Annotated in this window: 22 protein-coding genes and 1 tRNA gene; 11 read left to right on the top strand and 12 right to left on the bottom strand. The window is 44.3% G+C overall.

Annotated elements, in window-relative coordinates:
• Positions 1 to 22 precede the first annotated feature (22 nt).
• From A3C46_03580 to A3C46_03620, 9 genes are all read left to right on the top strand, one after another.
• Entirely contained in the window at positions 23 to 364 is a 342-nt protein-coding gene (locus A3C46_03580) for a hypothetical protein (protein OGQ23201.1), read from the top strand.
• A 7-nt stretch (positions 365 to 371) separates the two neighbouring features.
• Positions 372 to 1,301, top strand: coding sequence for a hypothetical protein (locus A3C46_03585; GenBank protein OGQ23202.1), 930 nt, complete (start codon positions 372 to 374; stop codon positions 1,299 to 1,301).
• Positions 1,302 to 1,593: 292 nt separating this feature from the next.
• A complete protein-coding gene (locus A3C46_03590) occupies positions 1,594 to 2,859 on the top strand; it encodes a hypothetical protein (protein OGQ23262.1) in 1,266 nt (421 codons plus the stop codon).
• Positions 2,859 to 3,578, top strand: a complete 720-nt coding sequence (locus A3C46_03595) for a hypothetical protein (protein OGQ23203.1) — start codon at positions 2,859 to 2,861, stop codon at positions 3,576 to 3,578. The genes A3C46_03590 and A3C46_03595 overlap by 1 nt, the downstream gene beginning before the upstream one ends.
• Before the next feature lie 154 nt (positions 3,579 to 3,732).
• Positions 3,733 to 4,158 carry a hypothetical protein gene (locus tag A3C46_03600; protein ID OGQ23204.1) on the top strand — a complete coding sequence of 142 codons (426 nt, stop codon included), beginning with the start codon at positions 3,733 to 3,735 and terminating at the stop codon, positions 4,156 to 4,158.
• Positions 4,152 to 4,658, top strand: a complete 507-nt coding sequence (locus tag A3C46_03605) for a hypothetical protein (GenBank protein OGQ23205.1) — start codon at positions 4,152 to 4,154, stop codon at positions 4,656 to 4,658. The genes A3C46_03600 and A3C46_03605 overlap by 7 nt, the downstream gene beginning before the upstream one ends.
• Positions 4,639 to 5,283 carry a hypothetical protein gene (locus A3C46_03610; GenBank protein OGQ23206.1) on the top strand — a complete coding sequence of 215 codons (645 nt, stop codon included), beginning with the start codon at positions 4,639 to 4,641 and terminating at the stop codon, positions 5,281 to 5,283. The genes A3C46_03605 and A3C46_03610 overlap by 20 nt, the downstream gene beginning before the upstream one ends.
• Positions 5,284 to 5,285: 2 nt before the next feature.
• A complete protein-coding gene (locus A3C46_03615) occupies positions 5,286 to 5,849 on the top strand; it encodes a hypothetical protein (protein ID OGQ23207.1) in 564 nt (187 codons plus the stop codon).
• 13 nt (positions 5,850 to 5,862) lie between these two features.
• Positions 5,863 to 6,480, top strand: a complete 618-nt coding sequence (locus A3C46_03620; GenBank protein ID OGQ23208.1) for a hypothetical protein — start codon at positions 5,863 to 5,865, stop codon at positions 6,478 to 6,480.
• A gap of 4 nt (positions 6,481 to 6,484) precedes the next feature.
• Here the strand turns inward: A3C46_03620 and A3C46_03625 are convergent, their stop codons facing one another.
• From A3C46_03625 to A3C46_03655, 7 genes are all read right to left on the bottom strand, one after another.
• Positions 6,485 to 7,039 carry an ATP:cob(I)alamin adenosyltransferase gene (locus A3C46_03625; GenBank protein OGQ23209.1) on the bottom strand — a complete coding sequence of 185 codons (555 nt, stop codon included), beginning with the start codon at positions 7,037 to 7,039 and terminating at the stop codon, positions 6,485 to 6,487.
• A complete protein-coding gene (locus A3C46_03630; GenBank protein ID OGQ23210.1) occupies positions 7,023 to 7,526 on the bottom strand; it encodes a hypothetical protein in 504 nt (167 codons plus the stop codon). The genes A3C46_03625 and A3C46_03630 overlap by 17 nt, the downstream gene beginning before the upstream one ends.
• Positions 7,463 to 9,796 carry a hypothetical protein gene (locus tag A3C46_03635; GenBank protein OGQ23211.1) on the bottom strand — a complete coding sequence of 778 codons (2,334 nt, stop codon included), beginning with the start codon at positions 9,794 to 9,796 and terminating at the stop codon, positions 7,463 to 7,465. Before A3C46_03635 ends, A3C46_03630 begins: the two co-directional genes overlap by 64 nt.
• Positions 9,797 to 9,806: 10 nt before the next feature.
• Complete coding sequence (locus A3C46_03640) at positions 9,807 to 11,123, bottom strand: hypothetical protein (GenBank protein OGQ23212.1); 1,317 nt, start codon at positions 11,121 to 11,123, stop codon at positions 9,807 to 9,809.
• Between the two features lie 11 nt (positions 11,124 to 11,134).
• Complete coding sequence (locus tag A3C46_03645; GenBank protein OGQ23213.1) at positions 11,135 to 12,322, bottom strand: SAM-dependent methyltransferase; 1,188 nt, start codon at positions 12,320 to 12,322, stop codon at positions 11,135 to 11,137.
• Positions 12,323 to 12,433: 111 nt separating this feature from the next.
• Positions 12,434 to 12,772, bottom strand: coding sequence for a hypothetical protein (locus tag A3C46_03650; GenBank protein ID OGQ23214.1), 339 nt, complete (start codon positions 12,770 to 12,772; stop codon positions 12,434 to 12,436).
• A gap of 12 nt (positions 12,773 to 12,784) precedes the next feature.
• A complete protein-coding gene (locus A3C46_03655) occupies positions 12,785 to 13,159 on the bottom strand; it encodes a hypothetical protein (protein OGQ23215.1) in 375 nt (124 codons plus the stop codon).
• Between the two features lie 65 nt (positions 13,160 to 13,224).
• Between A3C46_03655 and A3C46_03660 the strand changes: the two genes are divergently transcribed.
• Complete coding sequence (locus A3C46_03660) at positions 13,225 to 13,446, top strand: hypothetical protein (protein OGQ23263.1); 222 nt, start codon at positions 13,225 to 13,227, stop codon at positions 13,444 to 13,446.
• A 312-nt stretch (positions 13,447 to 13,758) separates the two neighbouring features.
• Here A3C46_03660 and A3C46_03665 read toward each other — a convergent pair whose 3' ends face one another.
• From A3C46_03665 to A3C46_03680, 4 genes are all read right to left on the bottom strand, one after another.
• Positions 13,759 to 14,049 (bottom strand): hypothetical protein, encoded by a 291-nt coding sequence (locus tag A3C46_03665; GenBank protein OGQ23216.1) that lies wholly within the window; start codon positions 14,047 to 14,049, stop codon positions 13,759 to 13,761.
• A complete protein-coding gene (locus A3C46_03670; protein ID OGQ23217.1) occupies positions 14,046 to 14,459 on the bottom strand; it encodes a hypothetical protein in 414 nt (137 codons plus the stop codon). Before A3C46_03670 ends, A3C46_03665 begins: the two co-directional genes overlap by 4 nt.
• 502 nt (positions 14,460 to 14,961) lie before the next feature.
• Positions 14,962 to 15,051, bottom strand: a tRNA-Ser gene (locus A3C46_03675).
• Between the two features lie 112 nt (positions 15,052 to 15,163).
• Positions 15,164 to 16,816 carry a hypothetical protein gene (locus tag A3C46_03680; protein OGQ23218.1) on the bottom strand — a complete coding sequence of 551 codons (1,653 nt, stop codon included), beginning with the start codon at positions 16,814 to 16,816 and terminating at the stop codon, positions 15,164 to 15,166.
• A 130-nt stretch (positions 16,817 to 16,946) separates the two neighbouring features.
• Between A3C46_03680 and A3C46_03685 the strand changes: the two genes are divergently transcribed.
• The gene (locus A3C46_03685; GenBank protein ID OGQ23219.1) at positions 16,947 to 18,236 is read left to right on the top strand and encodes a hypothetical protein; all 1,290 of its coding nucleotides are present in this window, start codon (positions 16,947 to 16,949) and stop codon (positions 18,234 to 18,236) included.
• On the opposite strand, the gene A3C46_03690 is transcribed toward A3C46_03685, so the two are convergent.
• A complete protein-coding gene (locus tag A3C46_03690) occupies positions 18,237 to 19,052 on the bottom strand; it encodes a hypothetical protein (GenBank protein OGQ23220.1) in 816 nt (271 codons plus the stop codon).
• Between the last annotated feature and the right edge of the window lie 57 nt (positions 19,053 to 19,109).

The following is a 19,109-nucleotide window of genomic DNA, read 5'->3' on the forward strand; positions in this document are numbered from 1 at the left end:
TGACCCGAGGTATAAAAGTATCATGCTGGCACACGACGAACGACGACAAGATCCACGAGTGATGATCAATAAACCCGTTATCTTAAGACATGCCGGAAGACTTCTTCCCGCAACTGTTCTGAATGTGAGCCGTAGTGGAATGCGCCTTACCTCCTCTGAGAAAAATTTTATTCGTAATACTTCTGTAGAAGTTATCTTTGATCTCGACAGTGAACGTCGGGATCTCTCCTTGCGTGGACGAATTATTCGTGTAGAAATACCGAGCGGGGGAGATATCGGGATTCAATTTTCAAATGCGTTTTCCACGAGCAATCAACAACTCGAATCCTATCTCGACGAACACCTCCCCTTAAAAGTGGCTTAAACAAATTATGGCAAGCATTGGATCGGTCGGTTTGTGGATTTGGTTTACTGTTTTTATTCTCATTCTTTTAGCGCTCGACCTCGGTTTTTTTCACCGCGAAGCCAAAGAAGTTCGCGTTCGCGAAGCGCTTCTCTGGAGTCTGATCTGGATTTCGCTCGCTCTTCTTTTTAATGCCTTTATTTATTTCTGGTTTGGACCGCGACCTGCTCTTGAATTTTTGACAGGCTACATCATTGAAAAATCTCTTTCCGTCGATAACCTTTTTGTTTTTATCGTTCTCTTTTCTTATTTTTGCGTTCCCAAAAATCTTCATCATCGCGTTCTTTTCTGGGGAATTCTCGCAGCACTTGTCATGCGTGCTGGGTTTATTGCGATGGGAGCAGCGTTGGTTCATTCGTTCGGATGGATGCTCTATCTCTTCGGTGCGTTTCTTGTTTTCACCGGCATCAAACTCTTCTTTCAAGATGAGATCGAAGTCCACCCTGAGCGAAACTGGATCGTCAAACTCTATCAACGCTTTGTTCCTGCGGTCAGCTCTTATCATGAACATCACTTTATGATTTTGAAAGATGGAAAATGGTTTGCAACTCCTCTTCTGTTAGTGCTTGTCGTCATCAATATTACCGATATCATTTTTGCCGTTGATTCCATTCCGGCTATTTTCGCCATCACCACCGATCCTTTTATTGTTTATACCTCGAATATTTTTGCAATCTTAGGGCTTCGTGCCCTCTACTTTTTACTGGCGGGCATGATTGGGAAATTTCATTATCTGAAAATTGGTCTCGCGATTGTCCTCATTTTTATCGGAACCAAAATGTTGATCGTTAAATGGTTCCCCATTCCAATTGTCTATTCTCTTCTTTTTGTCGTCTCAGTCATTGCTCTTTCCATTCTGGTTTCTCTGTTAAAACCGAAAAAAGAATTGAATCTTTAAAAGAAACTATCTTCAAAACTGACAAATAATTCGGGTGGCTCCGACGCCGGATCCCAGGGGCGCCCCACCCACGATTTATGGGTGGGGAGGTGGAACGGCGGAGGTGACAGGACCCGTGCCAGCGAACGTTTTGAAATAGTTTCTTAAACGCCTCCGAGAAACTTTTTAGCTTTTCTCTTGAAGAATCGTGCAAGACGACATACACCCGCCGCATCAATATAGAGGAGAGAGATCCATGGGTTCCCCAAAACCACCATCACTGAAAAAAGCCTTAAAAAAACGAAACCTCGACATGGGACTTCAATCAACCACCGCATTTGAAAATGCGATGACCCAGTTTGACGATGCTGCCGGTATTTTAAAATTGAGTAAGGACCAAATCGCACTGATTAAACAACCGCGTCGCATTGTGGAAACGAAACTGACCGTCCGCATGGACGATGGTCATATCGAAGTCTTCACTGCCTACCGTGTTCAACACAATATTGCGCGCGGCCCTGCAAAAGGTGGCGTTCGATTTCATCCCGATGTCTCACTTGACGAAGTCAAAGCCCTCGCTTTCTGGATGACGGTCAAATGCGCTGTGGTGAATATTCCCATGGGTGGTGCAAAAGGAGGCGTCATCGTCGATCCGACCAAACTCTCTTACGGCGAACGCGAACGTCTCTCTCGACTTTACTTTACAGAAATGATCGACATGTTTGGTCCTGATCGCGACATTCCTGCTCCTGATGTGGGGACAGACGCGCAAGTGATGGCGTGGTTTTTGGATGCTTATTCTCATCATCATGGAAATTATGTTCCTGCCGTGGTCACCGGAAAGCCCATTGAACTTGGTGGATCACATGGCCGGGTTCAGGCAACAGCTCAGGGGATGATTTACTGTTTGCACGAGGCAGCTGAGATCCTCAATTTCTCGATACCCGGCACAACCGTTGCCATTCAAGGATTTGGCAATGCTGGCTCAAATGCGGCAATCCTTCTTCATGCAGCCGGCGCAAAAGTGGTCGCTATCTCCGATATGTCTGGAGCTTTTTATAATCCTGACGGCCTCGACATTCCTGCAGCGCTTGCCCATGTCAAAGAGAAACACAAACTGAAAGGCATTGAGAAGACCATGAAGTGTACGTTGATGGATGATCCCATGGAGCTTCTCTTTCTCCCTGTCGATATTTTGATTCCCGCAGCCCTCGAAAATCAGATCGTCTCGAGAAATGCGGATAAGGTACAGGCAAAAATTGTGGCCGAATGCGCGAATGGACCCGTTTCTCAGAAGGCCACCAAAATTCTGGAAGAAAAAGGAATTTTCATCATTCCTGATATTCTCTGTAATGCCGGAGGAGTCACCGTTTCCTATCTGGAGTGGGTGCAAAACAGACTCGGATATTATTGGACCAAAGATCGTATTCAAAAAGAACTGCGTCGCTATATGGTCGATGCGTTTACTACGATTCACAAAGCGTCTCAGGAATATAAAGTCGGTATGCGACTCGCTGCTTACATCGTCGCTCTCGATCGTGTCTTGACAGCTTCAGAGCTGCGTGGGTTGTACGGATAATGCCTATTGAGAAAATAAACACCCAGCTTCTTGGTCTTCCGCCTGCGTGGATGAGCCGTGCGGTCCAGCGCGGCGGAGAGATGGGGAACTCCGAGGCTATCAAGAAACTCCTCGGTGAACCAATTCCCCAACTGGTGGATCCGAAAAATCTGACTCCACACATCGCTCAATTTTTCCGACGCAATGGGACCCTTGAAAGAATCCGAAAAAAACTAGCGCTTATCTCCAGAAAAAAGGGGGGCGCCTTTATTCCAGCTCGTGGCACGATTGCGTCTGTCGATGAAGACGACAATATTTATGTCGGCGTCGATTTTCTCGAACAGTTTGGCGATGACGAAAATCTCCTCGCTGCAATTCTTGCTCATGAATGGGGTCACATGATGAGCGATCGGCGCAAAGTCGACTGGTCCCATGTCACGATTGACGAACTCTTCGCCATTCGTCGCGACGAAGAGGCCGAAGCTGACGCTTTTTCCGGGCGCGCACTTTTTCTTCTCGGATATTCTCCTGATTCGATGATTCATCTTTTGGAAACACTTCGAAATCAAAAGAAAAAACGAAAATTTGAATCACGGAAATATCATAACACCGCAACACGCATCGAAATTTTTCGACAATCTTATAATGCCGTCAAACGAGCACTCGAAGTCGCTCGCCGCCTCTTCTTTAGTTCAGGACACACAGCGCCAAAGATGGGTCAAATTATTGGGGAAGGTTAACACTTGGAAAATGCATTTCAAAACTGACAAATGATTCGGGTGGCTCCGACGCCGGATCCCAGGGGTGCCCCGCGTCAGCGGGGAGGTGGAACGGCGGAGGCGACAGGACCCGTATCAGCAAATGTTTTGAAATGCGTTTTTCAAAAGGATAATGATGAAAATCATCGTCGCAAGTGATAAAAAAACCGCCTTAACGGATATGGTGATCAAAACACTTCATCAGAAGAACCATGAGGTCATCTTGGCAGGAGATTTGGTCAAAAAAAATGGGAAATGGGCTGAAATTGCAATCGATGCCGCTCAGCACGTTGTCAGCGGTGAAGCTGATCAGGGCATTTTTTTCTGTTGGAGTGGAACAGGGATTTGTATTGCCGCAAATAAAGTGAAGGGTGCACGAGCAGCCCTCTGTTCAGACCCAGAAACAGCGCAGATGGCACGTAAATGGAATGACGCCAATATTCTCTGCTTAAGTCTCCGCGCAACATCAGAAGCAACAGCAATAAGCATTCTCGATGCCTGGTTTTCAACAAAATTTGATGAAGAGGGTTTAGAGCAAGCACATATGGTAGATCGTTGGTAAAAGGATTTGAATTCTTCAAAAAAATCTATTATCGAAAACCAGTGTGGTCAAAAAACCAAAAAGAAACGATTTATCTCAAATGGGGAATTTCAACAGGCATAGGAGTTGCCCTTCTCGCGTATCTTGTTGAGTGGGTCTTTGTTTTGCTCGATGTGTCTCTTCTTCTTCCCTCAGACACAGAACTCAATATTACTTTTGGCATTATAAGGGTATGGATCTTGTCTCGTTTTACTTTTTTGGTTTTTTATCCAATCATTTTATTGGTCATTTTAAAAAAAATTGACCGCATTGCCCCCCACATGAACAAATATTCCGTTGCTCTGTATTCCTTATTCGGAATCTGGGTTACAGATATGGTGATTAATTCCATTGTTCTTGAAAAATTCTCTTTTTCCACACCTGGACTTCTGACTTTTGTTGTCGGGTTGCTTGTTGCTGTTTGTTATAAAATATCCAACAAACCTGCCTTAAAGGAGAAAAATGAAGAAAACACTTTGTAACATTCTGCTGATGCTTTTCTTGTTCGGCTGCACGGACGATGCCACACAAAGTATTCCTCCCACACAACAGAACCAAAATAACCCTGTTGCTCAAGCGAATACAAAAAACACGAAATTGGATTGTCAAGCACTGCTTTCTATAGATGAATATGTCAATGATTGTAATCGAGCCGTATTGGATCATAAATACAAATACTATGTCGGCGAATATGAAATTTCACAGCAGGTTGGTTGCGATTTAGTACAGTTATACCAAGGTCATGATGGGCAGGAAAAAGAGCAGGGCATGTATAGTTTTAGTTTACATTCGTACAATGATGGAGATGGAATTGATTTTGATACTGTAGTGGAGAAAATTATCAAGGGAAATGAGCTTATTGGTGGATTGAAAAATGAGCTTAAAGGGAGCGCCGGCATTGGGAACAAATCAGCTCTCATTATAAATTGGCGTGAACCTCCACACGGCGATTATATTATAGTTGAAAACAAGAAAGGTGATGGATTCATACGTTTCACGTTCTCAGCATGCGGAAAGTTATCAGAAAAGTTGGAAAATATGAAAAAACCGGCGCAGCGTATATATGACAGGTTGGAGTTACTTCAGCCAGTTTATCCAAGGGAATAAGGTTGAAAGAAGCTTCTGGCATTATACTGACAATTCTTATTCTTATTTGGTCTGTTTCTGCTTACTCATACCATCTTTCCGGATTTATTCTTCTTCGAACTCTCTCCAAGGAAATACAAGCGCAAAGGATTTCACCATCAAGACTCATCAGCAAATATCAATTCAGCACAAATTTTATTTTATTTGGTGCTGTCATCGGTTTTTTTGGTGGTTGGATTGGCGCCCATTTCTGTCTTTTCCTGTTTTTCATATTTCCAAAAATGGGAAGCGGTCCTCTTTTTTTCAAAATGAACCATATGGCGATTGCAATCCTGTGGATTCATACTGTCATTATTGCCTTTCTGGCAGCGAGTATACGACCTGAGAGCGTAAAACGAATGGTGCTAGACACCCCCAATCGATTGCTTGGTTTGAAGAGCTATGAAGTGACTTGTCATCCAAAATGGAAACAGATCGTTCTTTTTACATTTCCTGTTTGGGCAGTGGGTGTTTCCGTAACATTTTTGTTGATTATTTTTATCATTTGGAAGATTTATGAATTCATTTGCCATCATTCATTATTTTAATGAGGAGATATTTATGAAATCAACATCGCTCTTGAGTATTTTTTTCTCTCTTGTCGTCTTTGCATTGAGCAGTACTGGCCAGGCACAAACCGTTGCTGTTTATCCTGTCAAAACAGAAGGATTTAAACTGAATGAAAGTGAAGTGATTGAAATGCATCGTATTGCCATGCAATCGTGTTTTGATGCAGGACTTACGTGCAGTGGCCGTGGTGGCACAACAGGAAATGTTCAGCGTGAACAGGGATTTTCAGGTGGAGGCGGTGCCATAGCAGCAGCACAGTATGTTGCTGAATGTTCACTCGTTGGAAAAACCGAAGATCGTTATAATGTCGGCACCAAAAAAGGAGGATTACCAATTATAGGCGGCGCTGCCGGAAAAATTGGCGACACTCGTGTTTTTGGTGGAACAAGAGTCAATCTGAGCGGTATCCGTATCGGTGGCAGTGGAATGAACCTCGCGTGCCAATTCTCACGAACAACAGATGGTGTGCTTGTTTTTTCTGAATCCAATGAAAAAATGGGACTTTCAGGAGAACTCGTTGTCTTTGAAGCGCGTTCTTCAAATGTCAAAAAACTTCAAGGCGCATTTACCAAAATGTTTCAAAAAGCAAAGCCGCGCCTCGCAATATAAAAAATTATTTATCACTCATATTTTTAGCGTCAAAAATGATGCCCAATTCCATCTCCACGGCACGAGCAAGAAGAAAACAATAGTCAGAGAGTCGATTGAAATAAATCAGCCCTTGTGTGTTGTCATAACCACCACTTTTAGAAAGCGCGATAGCGCACCGCTCAAAGCGTCTGGCAATAGTACGTGCAACATCGAGGTGAGCTGAAACCGGATGCGCACCCGGTACAAGAAATGATTTTGGAAGTTTCAATTGCGATTCAATGTTTTTCATCCGCGCTTCGATCCATGCCACATGTTTTTCTGTGGTCGGTTCAATCCATGAATGTTTTTTTGGATCGATACACGCAAGTTCTCCTCCAATGCGAAAAAGATCGACTTGAAGTTCACGAATTTCGTCGGCTCGTTTACTTTTCGAAAGCAAACTTCGTGCAACCCCGAGCTGAGACACAAGCTCATCAAGCGTTCCATAGGTTTCAAGTCGCAAGTCATCTTTCGAGATTTCTTCGCCTGAGAAAAGTCGCGTCGTCTGACGATCGCCAACTTTAGTAGTAATGCTCATCTGCTCCACTTTCATCAGAAATTGTTTTTCCGGTGATTTTATTTTGCAAAAGTTCAATCTGTTCGTGCCAATAGTCATCGTCTTCTTCCACAAGTGACTGAGCTTTGTCGAGAAATCCAAGGGCTTCATCAGGACGATCATTTTCAAAAAGAACCTTTGCAAGATAGAAATACGCAATGCCGTTTGTTGTGTCGACATTGATCGCTTCATGAAAATATCGTTCAGCCTTCTCAAGATTTTCTGCATTCATAGCTGCGATGCCCTTTTCCACAAGTTGTGCTGATGCTTTTCGTTTGGGAATATTTACTTCCCGTTTTTCAGGAGGTTTTTTCATATCAGGGACAGGATAGGCTCGCTCTTCAGGAGAACGTTTGGATTGTTTGGTCGTTGCGCAATGAACGCAAAAGAAAAGGACAAAAATACTCAGTAAGATTCGTTTTGCGATTCTTTTGGTGGAAGTTCGTGTGAAATGTCGATGTCGTTGCATGACTCAGTCGGCTCAGTTCCTTCAATAAAGGCTTCATACAAATAATCTGGACATCGGGAGGTTGCAAGCCCTCCTGTATCGTGATCCACCTTTATCAAAACCACATCGTTCGGACGAGTGAAATCTTGTGAGCCTGGACGAATGACTTTTTTCATAAATGCTGTCCACATGGGAAGTGCAGCGCGCGCGCCGCTCATTTTTTTCATCTCGGCATTATCATCAAAACCAACCCATGTAAGTGCCAGCAGATCAGGAGTAAAACCGACAAACCAGGCATCGCGATAGTCTGAAGTGGTTCCGGTTTTTCCCGCAACAACTCCCGAAAGACCAAGTGCACGCGCGCCGACACCCGTCCCCCGATCCATCACCCCTCTCAGCACATGTGTTGTGACATAGACGGGACGAGGATCAAAACGGCGCTGCATTTTGACGCGTCTTCGCTCAAGAACTTCACCTTCTTTTGTGACTACATGCAAAAGAGAAATCGGTTCTGCTCGAATTCCGCTATTCGGAAAAAGTGTATACGCAGACGCAAGTTCCAAAGGAGTTACTTCAAACGCACCAAGCGCAAGAGAAGGGACAGCCAAGAGATTACCGTGAATGCCTGCTTCGCGTGCTGTTTGCACCACATTCTCAAGTCCTGTTTGAATGGCGAGTTTTGCGGTTGCGATATTGTAACTATTTTCAAGAGCTGTGCGTACGGTGATGGTTCCATGTTCCTCTTCATCATAATTTCTTGGGCTCCACGGTTCACCGCCAGCTTCTACCGTAAAAGAACGATCTTCAATCAGCGTTGAGGGCGTCACTGGGACCTGACTTCGCTCCTGATCAAACGCTGTTAAATAAACAAAGGGCTTAAAGGTTGAACCTGGCTGACGATGGGCTTGCGCACATCGATTAAATTGACTCCGCTCATAATCACGTCCTCCCACCATCGTCCGAATATATCCATTGGAGGGTTGAATTGAAATCAAACAGGTTTCCAATGGATCAGGATGATTTTTTGGAAGAAGAGAAGCATAAGCTGTTTCAAGTTTTTTAAGTTCTGTATCAATCACTTCTTCGGCGACAACCTGGGCGTGCATATCAAGCGTTGTAAAAATGCGTAATCCCTCGCTTTCAAGGAGCTCCTCAGAAAAATTTGCTGCGAGTTCCTGTTTCACAAAATCGATAAAAAAAGGAGCTGTCGCCCGTTTCATTTTCTGTTTGGGTGAAACAACGACTTCATTTATTGCCATGTGATATTCTTTTTCGCTTAAAAGTTCTGCTTTGAGCATTTTCATGAGGATTTGATTTCGGCGGGAAATACCTTTTTCAAGATTGGTAAAAGGACTATAACGTCCTGGAGATTGAATCATCCCTGCAAGATAGGCTGATTCTGCAACTGTGAGTTGCTTCACATTTTTTCCGAAATAATATTTTGCTGCTTCAGCAACACCAGAAACAGAAGATGCGCCGCGTTGGCCGAGATAAATTTCATTAATATAGGCCTGAAGAATTTCTGATTTTGAATGATGGCGTTCAAGTTCAAGCGCCATAAGTTGTTCGTTGATTTTTCGTAAAAAAGATTTTCGTGGATGAAGAAAGAAATTTTTAATGAGCTGCTGTGTCAGTGTTGATCCTCCCTGAACAATGCCCACTGCTTTGATGTTTGCAACCAGAGCACGAGCAATGCCGACAGGATCAATACCATGATGTTTAAAAAAACGTTCGTCTTCAATGAGAATAATTGCTTCAAGAAGTGAAGGAGGAACTTCTTCAAGTGTCACAACTGTTCGATCTTCCATGCGCTCATCAAAAATAGAAGCAACGACCTCCGGTTCCAGACGAGCAAGTTCCAGCTCTTTTTTTTCTTCGCGGTGAAGGAGCTTTACAATGACCGTACGATCAAGTTCAATTCTTAAAGGAAAACCGCGAAAGCGGTCGCCAGGGTAATCAAAATCGTGAAGATAAATATCAAGATGCTGACGAGCCTTCGCATAATCGCCAGGGCCTTCAATGCGACTTCCGGTATTGCGATATCCAAGGCGATCGAGTTTTTCAAGGAGCTTGCGAGTATTGATATCGATACCGGGATAGAGATATTCGGCATCAGAAAAAACACGTGACGGGAGATTCCACTTTCGCGCGCGATCAAATTTTTCTTCAATTTGATACGCAAGATATTTGGAATAAAGAAAAAGTCCCACTCCTCCACAAAGAATCAGGAGTAAAAACCGCTTCACCCATTTTCGCTTTCGCTTCGGTTGTTGTTGATAACGTCGTCGCATAAAGATTGTCTTAATCGAGTACCAGCAGATACACTTCGCGTTGTTTCTCCAGAGTTTTTGCTATTTTCCTGGCGCGCCCTTCAGTGTCGCCGCTTTTCTTGAGATCTTCTAAAGCTTGTTCTATGACCTCTTTTGCTTCCTTATATTTTTTTTGCGCCGCATAACTTTCAGCCCACACAAGCGCCGCGCGCGGTTTTGCCACAGCTTCTGAACGTTCATAGCCGCGTTTTGCCATCTCTGCAGCGCGCGTTAACTCTCCGGCATCAAGAAGCGCCTGAGCATACATGCGATCCAGAGGCCAGTAATCGGGGAGCTCTTTCATCGCGCGCTCCAGAAACGCCATCGCCCGTTTTGCTTTTCCTCCCTTACGATAAAAATAGGCAACATTCCCGATCATATGACGATTTTTTGAAAGCCCCCCTTGTCGATCGATCAGTTTTTCTCCAAGACGCGCTCCTTCTAAAGAAAGAGCCGGAATGCGGTCATACATTTCAAGTTCTTTCACGATATCGATGAGTTGAAAGAGATGATCATCAACAAGAACCCATGCCACTTTTGGCGAAAGATCCTCGAAATGATCGATACGACTTTCGATCACCTCTTTTGCCTGTTGCAAATAAAATTGCTTGATGACGGCAGAATCAAAAAGCATTCCTAAACGATGATAAAAATCAGGAAGCGAAACAGAAGAGGGAAAGAGATCAATCGCCTCTCGCAGAAGAAGGAGCTTTTCTTTTCTCTCGAGTGATTCAAACTGAGTGAGTGCATACAGCACATCTTCGAGGAACGGATCTTTTCTCTCTTTGAAGATCGTGTAGGCTTCCTGATATTTTGCGAGTGCCTCTTTTTCTTTTCCTTCGTCTTCAAAGGCTTTCGCTTCAGCAAATTCTAGATAACCAGGCGTTTCCGATTTTGCCTTTGTGACACGTGAGAGAAACTCTTCTGGCGTTGCAATCGTATTCAATCGTGTCAGTTCTTTGAGATCAGAAGAAAAAAGAATGTAGGTCGGAAAACCAACGGCATGAAATTTTTCAATGAACGACTGCGTTTCCGGAAGATCACCATCAAGATGAAGAAGCACAAATGAAGCTAAGGTTTCTTGCACTTTTGGATCCGGAAAAATCCGCTCTTCGACATATTTACAATACTGGCACCACTGCGTCGACACTTCCACAAACAAGAGGCTGCGCCTCTTTTCTGTTTCGCTTACAGCTTCGTCCCAATTTTGATGCCACGAAAGGGTTTCGCCCTTTTCTGAAATTTTTCGACTACATGCTGTACAAAGAGAGAGACAGAACACGATCAGAAAAATTTTTTTGAAATTCATGGTCAATCTCCTCACGTGTGGAGCACAGCACATTTTAAATATCTGGTTTCAGGAATTGCAAGATGAACAGGATGATCAGACGCTTGTCCGCCACGCCAAAGGAGCTGCGCTGTATTCCCACTTTCATCACTTGCCTGAAAGAGCATGTTCATAAAATCATCGTCGGAAAGATGCATGGAACAAGAAGCACTCATGAGCAAACCATCAGCAGGAAGAAGAGAAAGTGCCAACTGATTAAGGCGTTGATAAGCTTTAAACCCAGCGCTCATGTCTTTTTGACGTTTGATAAAGGCGGGAGGATCAACAACAACGACATCAAACATTTTCTTTTGTGCAACCAAAGCACGCAGCACATCAAAAGCATCATCGCAAATAATTTTTACTCGATCTGTAACCTGATTTCGCTCAGCATTTTGTGTAAGCCAGTGTAAAGCGGTTTGAGAACTATCAACACAGACGACCTCTTTCGCACCATGAACTGCCGCTTCAACACCCCACGCTCCGATATAACTAAAAACATCGAGAATGCGTTTGCCTCGAACATGTTTTAAAAACCAAGCGCGGTTCTCGTGCTGATCAAAAAACCATCCTGTTTTCTGACCTTCCCAAATGGGAATGTGAAACGTTGTTTCATGTTCCGTGAGGAAAACTTCTTTCGGTGGATCACCATAGGCAGCAGCCACTTCGAAAGAAAGTCCTTCGAGTTCACGAAGTGACACATCGTTTCGCCACAAAATACTCTTCGGCTTGAGGACCGCACAAAGAGCTTCGACAATCATGGTTTTGCAGCGCTCCATGCCAGCGGTGGAAATTTGAGCTACAAGCACATCACCATAGCGATCTACAATTAATCCCGGGACACAGTCCCCTTCTGCAAAGAGAAGACGATAAAAGGGTTTCGCATAAAAACGCTCGCGCAGATGAAGTGCTTTTTGAAAACGTTCGATGAACCAAGCTGCTGTGAGCTCTTCAACTTTTCTGCTCATAAGCCGCGCACAAATAAGGGAATGAGGATTCACATACGCTGTTCCAATTTTTTTCCCGTTTGCACTTTCAACGGCAACAAGCTGACCCGGCTCAAACTGCTTCAGTGGTGTTTGTTCAGTATCGATTTCATTACTGAAGATCCACAGATGGCCTGCTTCAATGCGCCGCTCTTCGCGTTTTTTAAGTTTAAGAATGGGAAATGAAGGAGTCATGATATCTCCCTGTCTATTCGATTTCATCGAGTGAATGCAAGATATTGAAAGTTCTCTGGTCAAGAAAAGAGAAATCCGAGGGTGTTGCAAAACCAGAGGTTGAGAGAGTTTTTATTTCTTTTGATAACGATAGAGAAGCACGGTTGTTTTTTCGACGGTCACCAATCCTTCCTGAATCATCGTGTCAATCTGTTCGCAAAATTTATCAATCTTTTCTTCGGCATCAACAATTTCAATGACGATTGGCAAATCTGCTGAAAGTCGAAGAATTTTGGCGGTGTGAATGCGACTTGACGCTCCGAATCCTTCAATACCTCTGAGCACCGTACAACCAGCAAGCCCTTCTTTCTTGGCACGATGGACAATGGCTTCGTAAAGTGGTTTCCCTTCATAGCGGTCAGATTCACCGATAAAAATGCGAAGCAGTTTTCCATCCTCTGGAATCTTCATTCATCTCCCCTTTCAAAAAAGTCGCGCAAACAAGACACCGATCAACAATCCCGCAAAACAGAGGATAAGACTGCCAAACACATTGCATGCAGCGAAAAAAAATTCACCGGCTTTAAAAAGCATCCAGGTTTCATAGGCAAAACTGGAAAATGTCGTGAAAGCGCCAAGAAATCCGATGAAGACAGCCATACGAAAATCTGAAGCAAGAAAATATTTTTCGTCAACAAGAGTTCCGAGAAACCCGATGACAAAGCATCCAAGCACATTGACAACAAAGGTACCGTAAGGAAACTGTGCTCCGAAAAGAGCATGAAGAGAACCGCTGAGAAGATATCGACCGAGTGTTCCGAGCGCTCCTGAAATTGCTAACAGCAAAAACCTCGACATTCTTCTTCCTCTCTCCTACTTGATCTTCCTAATTGATGTTGAGAGAAAGTAAAATGCAAAAATCTCTGAAAATTTCTGTCATCGTAAAACCAAATGCGAAAAAAGTGTCGGTTGAAAAAATTGATGACCAGACTTATCGTATTTCTGTAAAATCCCCGCCCACCGAAGGAAAAGCCAATGAAGCAGTGATCAAAGCCATCGCTGAACACTTCTCCGTCGCACCATCATCCGTGCAAATTGTGAGAGGTTTTAAGGGAAAACGAAAAATAGTAAAGGTTCTCCTTTGAATAAAAAATCCGTATTTTTTCTGGTCAAGTGAACGCTTTGTGTGCTTAGAAGGAAGTGCGCCGAAAGGATCAACTATGGCGCATTCTCTTTTTCAAACCATTGATTACATCGATTTTGTGAATACGATCAAGTCTCGCATCAGAGACGCTCGAATTGCTGCATCTCGCAAGGTAAATAAAGAGCTGATTCATCTTTATTAGTCGATTGGAAAGACCATTGTTGAAAAGCAAGAACAACTTGGCTGGGGGAAAGCTGTTGTAGAAAAACTCTCGAAAGACCTCAGAAAAGAATTTTCGGGATCTACTGGATTTTCAGCCAGAAATCTTTGGGACATGAGGAGATTTTATGAAGAATATCATGCTGATATAAAACTGCGACAACTTGTCGCAGAAATTCCTTGGGGCCAGAATCTCCTTATTTTGAACAAAGTAAAAGATTTGCCTGCTCGCATATATTATCTTCAAACAACTCTCGAAATGGGATGGAGTCGGAACATTCTGCTTCACCAGATCAAATCTCAAGCCTACGAACGACAGCAACTCATTCCGAAACAACATAATTTTGACGAGCACATGTTTTCGGCAGCGAGAGTTGAAGTTCATGACGGACGCATCAGAAAAAATAATCCTGCTAAACAAAGGACAATGCCAAATATTTTCTCGAACGTGAGCCCTTGTTTAAAAAACAAAATCGCAATGGGCAAGAGGAGCAAAACAGAAATGGCATTCACGGTAATTCCAGCATAGCCAACATGCCACCCTGTGCGATATGCAAGTAAAAATCCAAGTTCAATGCCAATGATCCCGAGTGCAATACCAAGCATACTCCATGGAGCTTGCAACTGCTTTGAGCCTGTTGGCCACAACATCATTCCTGAAAGACAAAGCGCAAATGCCATGAAGTAAACAATGGCTAAAGAAAAAAGTGGATTGAGGCCTTGAGGCAACTTTTTCATGGAAAGATGATAAATGAAAGTGCCAGCAGCAGCGATGATGATGGCGAGATAGTACATACATTTTCCTTATTTTGCGCTCTCTTCATCATAAATCCGTATCAACTTCTTTTCTCGTTGATAACATTCAGCAGAACCGTAGTCGAAAAATTTTTCAATGTGAGCATGTTCGTGCATCCGTTTTCGCACATGCTTGATCGGACACCAGTGTCGTTCCGTGCGACCGCCAATCTCACGCGCATACGCAACGAGACCATTGAAGTAACTGCAATAGAGACAGTTCAGTTTTTCGATCGGTGTTAAATAGGGCAATTTGTGTCGATCAAAAATAAAATATTTTCGTCTCTCGATTTTCGGAATGGCAAAAATCGTAAAACAGATGCGATGATACATTTCCAGACACAGATCAAAAATCACCATCGGGAAAAAGAGCGAATAGATAAAAGGAATGCCGATCGCGACCCGCAACTTTCCAAGCATGGCTTTCCAGAATGAATCTGAATCGAGCGGAAAGGGACCTGTTATTTTTTCTTGAGTTGGCATATTTTTTCCGCAGTATTTTTGGCGGAGAGGGTGGGATTCGAACCCACGGTACCCGTAAAGGTACTCTGGTTTTCAAGACCAGCTCTTTCAACCGCTCAGACACCTCTCCAATTGGCAGCGCCCCGACGAACGAAGAACGAAAAACGTAAACGGTTCCTACCATGCTGATCTGATTTGTCTAGAGTGGATACGTACTGAGCGAGCATCTGCGAGTCGGAGCACTATTGTTGATCGTGAGGACAGAAGCCAGCTTCGCAGACGTAGAAGTTCATGCCAAAGGCGGTATTTTCCGGGTAAGGAAACTGGCCAAAGGGACCAGTTTGATTGGGCGATGCCAAGCCAAATTCCATATGTGCCATGTCATTGGGAGTCATGCGAACTTGTACAGGATTTCCTCCGCTTTCACAGTTGACGGGTTGGCCGCCTGATTTCAGCAGCACATATTTTCCTTCCTGCACCGAATCAGGACGACAATTTGTTCCACCCACGGTTTGAATCCAGAACTCGGTCGGCCGGACCGGTCCATCACATGTTGCATTCAGAGCACTAATGGCACCGTTAAAAATACAGAACTCGACTTGATAGACATACTGAGGAGTCGGTTTTTTGGTTTGGGGATCTATCCCTGTACGCCACCACTCAAAAGTCTGTCCGATACGGACATCCCCCGCTTGGAGCACTTCTGCTCCCACGAGATCCGGATTGTCAGCAGAAGTGACCTTATCATCTGCAATAACATGCTGCATTGCGACATCGGAATGCTTCCAACTCAGTCCCTTTTGAGAATGAATGAGATCTCCTTCCTGAAGGCGATGGGGAGCACGAGTATAGACAATCTTCGCATACCAAAGATCGGTCCTTGTCAAATACTGCGGATTGTCAGGTCCTCTACTTTCCTCTGTATTAAAAACGAGTGGCCGCGTATAGACACGTCGTCCCCGCCCCAAACCTTCATCGGTTTCGCCAAAAGCATCGATGGTACCAAGAGAATAATCTCCTGGAGTTGCCTTTGGTCCCATAAGTCGAAAATACAGTGTTCCTGACAGTTTGTTCCCAGAAGTGGCATTTCCTAAATTACATGCCATGGATTGCTGCGATCGCGGATCATTCGAAAGACCTAAAAGTACTCGAAGTCCTTCTTGGACCTCTCCTCCTGTAAAGGGGATCGGAAGCTGAAATGGATTTTCCTGATCACGATTGGTGAAACGGACAAGCACCACATTATATTGCTCGAGTTTCAAATCTTGATTGATCTGCGAATAGTCCGTCACCACATTCCCTTGTTCATCGAAAGCAACAAGCGCTTTTCCTGTCTGAGGATCGACCATAAAGCTGCAGCCACGCACCATATCACTGCTGAGCCGACGCATCTCACCGCCGACAATCTGATGGATCTCCACTCCCAAAAGAAGTTCATGCTCAACCGCGATTTGCATTTTCTTCAAAGCATCAGCACCGATATGCGTATAAAGAGTGCGAGGTTCTTTATTTCTTTCTGGAAGAGGAACAGGATAGAGATCACTTCTTGGTGCAGCAGGGTCATTCCCGTCATTTTCCAACTGCGCTGAAGGAATGACAGGACTTCCAGGTCCCATATTTCCTCGCCGTAAAGGATTGATGTTCGCGGATGTAATGCCGAGAGGGTATGCGGTATCTGGATCATCACCACCACATCCGGAACCAAGTGAATGAAGTCGAGGAGTAAAAAGAACTGAACGTTGGAAATGAAGAGAATGATGTACAAAAAGGGTGCGTATATTTTCCATACTCTTTGGCGCTTTCGAACTTAGAGCTGCTGATTGATCAACCTCATACTGCGCCACCGCCGAAGAGGCTCGCTTGACTGGACCTGTTGGATTACCGCCACTGATCATGATTTATCCTTGGTAAAAGAATCTTTCGCCCTTCTCTATTTTCGACCACAATGGCAGGAAGTTGCTCCTAAAGGCAACTTTTTTCAAAATTGGTCGATATTTGAGGAGAAAGAGGGAATAGACCCATTTTATGACTGATCTCGAAAAAATACTGCGCATCCCTGCGTGTGAAGGGTCAGATGCCCTTCAGGGAGTATATGTTCTTGATGCGCCTCCTAGGGACAATCAGGCACACATACAATCTTCCGATCGTCTTCTGGAAATCGATGGCAAACCGATTCCAAGTGATTCACGTCAAGCTCTCGCTACTCTTGTTGAAATTGTAGAGGGTATTTATCAACAAAAACGCGTCACAGAACAACTCGATCCACTGGATCCAAAAACAAAACAACCTCCCAATGATCCTGCCACAGGAGTTCCTCGGCGCCTCCTCAATCCTACTGACGTTGTGGTTTTAAGAGAGGGGAAAAAATTAGAATTGCGAATTGAAATTCCTTTTCCACTATCTTCATATAAGAAACAGCCCGCTCAACTCCGGCTCAAATGGCCATCTCTTGTCGTTGAGAGCGTGCTTCCGGGTTCAGCCGCAGAGCTGACCGGTCTGAAGCCAGGGACGAACATCACACACATTGATGGAACCGAACTCAAAACACTCCCTTACCGCACAAACATAAGCACTTCGGTGCGAAATGATAATCCCGAAATGATTCATAATTTCTTTGAAGAAAAAATCGGAAAACCTGTTGAAATCATTTTTGAGGATCACACCGGCAAACAACATACTTCCACGATAAATCTTGATCCTCAAGTTTTGGGGGCTACTCTCCTTTGGACAGATCATCTCAACCATTGCGGTGTAAGCCCATTACCAGAAGATATACAGATTGGTTTCTTTTTTACAGCGGGGGGTGTTCTCTCTGTTGATGGCAATGGATATTTCGCTCATCCTACTTCTGGCGTCACGATTGGAACTGGTATCTTTATTGAAAATCCAGAAGATTGGATAGCGCGCATCGGGATTCACACTCAACTTAGTCAACATGATCCTGGACCAAACTTAACACTTTTTGCAGAATGGCTCTCAAACTTTTCTTATCCTTTTCATCACATTGCTTTTGGTGGAAGAGTGGAAGGAACCGGTGCAATTTTCCTCTACGATCCCGATGGTCAACGATCTCCGCGTGGCTACGGGGCATACGCTTTTGTGGGACCTATTGCGACCTATCAAACACAACTCTTTGGAGAGGAACCATCAACATTTTTTATCTCTCCGATGTTTGGATTTGTCCATCTCCACGATCTTGCGAAGTGTGGTTACACGGTGACAGATCCAAGTATTGTTCTTCCTGGTTGCGAAAATGGACCGAGAGGGTCAACAAATATGATGGGTCTTTTTCAGATCGGTTTTACAACTCGCTAATCATTCCCAACGACGTTTGCGGTCTTTCTTTTTTCCCTTTTTCTCTTCCTTTTTTACTTCTTCTTTTGCGGGAGGATTTTGAACTGCGGGGACTTGTGGCGCCGCTACCGGTTTCCCACCAACTGCTTCAAGAGGGACAGCCCCTTCTGGAACTTTCACCTCTTCTTCCCAACCTTCAGGAAGATCGCTTTTCCATTTTGGCGATGCCGGAGGTAACACCGGCGCTGGAATGACTGGGGGAATTGAAACAACTGGTGCTGCAATTTCTTCAAGAGGTTTTTCTTCCACAACCGGTGCTGCCACTTTTGATTTCTTTTTCTTTTGTTTCCCCTGCGGGGCTGGCTGAGGTGAAACAGGTTGTAGTGGCTGCGGTTGTTTTGTCGTCGTTAACGATTCAAGCGTCACATAGCCTGGAGGAACATTCGGCGCTTCATCCCACCCTTCAGGTAAATCACTTTTAAATGTGGGAGCAGCGGGCACAACGGGAGCTGGTGCAGATGCTGGCATCACAGGCTTTGATACAAAGCTTTCTTCTTTTGACGTGGGCTCAGGTAATACCGGCACTGACACGATCGGTTGTGGTTCAACAGCAGGGGGTGAAGAAATAACAGGAGCGGTTTGCGGCGCGTGGAGAAGACGAAGTTTTTGTTCGAGAAGTGCCTGTTTCTTTTTGGTGAGCTGATACAGTTGTTCCGTCAGCACACGTTCTTCGGTCTCCAGTCGCCGCTGCTCTTCATTGATCTTTTCAAGGTCGTCGGCAAAGGCATTCACTGCACACATCAAAAGAAAAAGAAAGAAAAGGAAAAAATGTTTCATAAGATCCTCACGATGTACATATCAACGGCTGCTTCGGCCAAATTTTCTCGGGCCGCT

The sequence above is a fragment of the Deltaproteobacteria bacterium RIFCSPHIGHO2_02_FULL_44_16 genome (genome assembly GCA_001798185.1).
Taxonomy (GTDB): Bacteria; UBA10199; UBA10199; order 2-02-FULL-44-16; family 2-02-FULL-44-16; genus 2-02-FULL-44-16.

Excerpts from the sequence above, each read along its gene's own strand:
- A3C46_03645 (OGQ23213.1), bottom strand. The coding sequence starts at position 12,322 with ATGACTCCTTCATTTCCCATTCTTAAACTTAAAAAACGCGAAGAGCGG.
- A3C46_03630 (OGQ23210.1), bottom strand. The coding sequence starts at position 7,526 with ATGCAACGACATCGACATTTCACACGAACTTCCACCAAAAGAATCGCA.
- A3C46_03665 (OGQ23216.1), bottom strand. The coding sequence starts at position 14,049 with ATGAACTTCAACTCTCGCTGCCGAAAACATGTGCTCGTCAAAATTATG.
- A3C46_03690 (OGQ23220.1), bottom strand. The coding sequence starts at position 19,052 with ATGAAACATTTTTTCCTTTTCTTTCTTTTTCTTTTGATGTGTGCAGTG.
- A3C46_03635 (OGQ23211.1), bottom strand. The coding sequence starts at position 9,796 with ATGCGACGACGTTATCAACAACAACCGAAGCGAAAGCGAAAATGGGTG.
- A3C46_03670 (OGQ23217.1), bottom strand. The coding sequence starts at position 14,459 with ATGTACTATCTCGCCATCATCATCGCTGCTGCTGGCACTTTCATTTAT.
- A3C46_03640 (OGQ23212.1), bottom strand. The coding sequence starts at position 11,123 with ATGAATTTCAAAAAAATTTTTCTGATCGTGTTCTGTCTCTCTCTTTGT.
- A3C46_03620 (OGQ23208.1), top strand. The coding sequence starts at position 5,863 with ATGAAATCAACATCGCTCTTGAGTATTTTTTTCTCTCTTGTCGTCTTT.
- A3C46_03680 (OGQ23218.1), bottom strand. The coding sequence starts at position 16,816 with ATGATCAGTGGCGGTAATCCAACAGGTCCAGTCAAGCGAGCCTCTTCG.
- A3C46_03625 (OGQ23209.1), bottom strand. The coding sequence starts at position 7,039 with ATGAGCATTACTACTAAAGTTGGCGATCGTCAGACGACGCGACTTTTC.
- A3C46_03650 (OGQ23214.1), bottom strand. The coding sequence starts at position 12,772 with ATGAAGATTCCAGAGGATGGAAAACTGCTTCGCATTTTTATCGGTGAA.
- A3C46_03595 (OGQ23203.1), top strand. The coding sequence starts at position 2,859 with ATGCCTATTGAGAAAATAAACACCCAGCTTCTTGGTCTTCCGCCTGCG.
- A3C46_03590 (OGQ23262.1), top strand. The coding sequence starts at position 1,594 with ATGGGACTTCAATCAACCACCGCATTTGAAAATGCGATGACCCAGTTT.
- A3C46_03610 (OGQ23206.1), top strand. The coding sequence starts at position 4,639 with ATGAAGAAAACACTTTGTAACATTCTGCTGATGCTTTTCTTGTTCGGC.
- A3C46_03655 (OGQ23215.1), bottom strand. The coding sequence starts at position 13,159 with ATGTCGAGGTTTTTGCTGTTAGCAATTTCAGGAGCGCTCGGAACACTC.
- A3C46_03585 (OGQ23202.1), top strand. The coding sequence starts at position 372 with ATGGCAAGCATTGGATCGGTCGGTTTGTGGATTTGGTTTACTGTTTTT.
- A3C46_03580 (OGQ23201.1), top strand. The coding sequence starts at position 23 with ATGCTGGCACACGACGAACGACGACAAGATCCACGAGTGATGATCAAT.
- A3C46_03600 (OGQ23204.1), top strand. The coding sequence starts at position 3,733 with ATGAAAATCATCGTCGCAAGTGATAAAAAAACCGCCTTAACGGATATG.
- A3C46_03685 (OGQ23219.1), top strand. The coding sequence starts at position 16,947 with ATGACTGATCTCGAAAAAATACTGCGCATCCCTGCGTGTGAAGGGTCA.